The following is a 425-nucleotide window of genomic DNA, read 5'->3' as shown; positions in this document are numbered from 1 at the left end:
CCCAAGTGTGGTCCATCCGATCGGGGTGGAACTCATGTTCCAGCTGGGCATTTAGTAGTTTATTACCCGAGATAATATCTTTGCGCTCAGCTTTACGATCATGCTTGGCAATACGGATCGATGCGTAGATGTGGTGAAGATGCATCAGGCGTCTCACTCGACTGGCACAAGCATGATAAGGCGTTTCTTTGTCAATGTAGACCATTAATCGTTTGACTCCAAAAATATAGTGATGCGCTTCTTCTAATTGTTGGATAAAAGCGACAATAGCGGCATCTTCAAGCTGGCGCTTACTGGGAACGTGATGACACCATTTATAATAAGCCGCACGAGAAATTTCAGCCAAGCGGCATAAATTACTGACAGTATATAGATTCTGGGTGTCTGGATTAATGATCTTTGTCAATTCTTTGATGGCTAAGTAT

Annotated in this window: 1 protein-coding gene; it reads right to left on the bottom strand. The window is 43.3% G+C overall.

Annotation, left to right across the window (positions count from 1 at the left end; genetic code table 11):
* Window positions 1-406 (bottom strand): IS3 family transposase (locus tag FHQ08_RS12700; protein WP_407929222.1); only part of this gene is annotated, 406 nt, incomplete at its 3' end.
* Between the last annotated feature and the right edge of the window lie 19 nt (window positions 407-425).

This window comes from Agrilactobacillus fermenti (assembly GCF_021030645.1).
In the GTDB taxonomy this organism is placed as follows: Bacteria; Bacillota; Bacilli; order Lactobacillales; family Lactobacillaceae; genus Agrilactobacillus; species Agrilactobacillus fermenti.
Note: the sequence above shows the minus strand (reverse complement) of the source record. Positions and strands in the feature narration are given on the sequence as shown.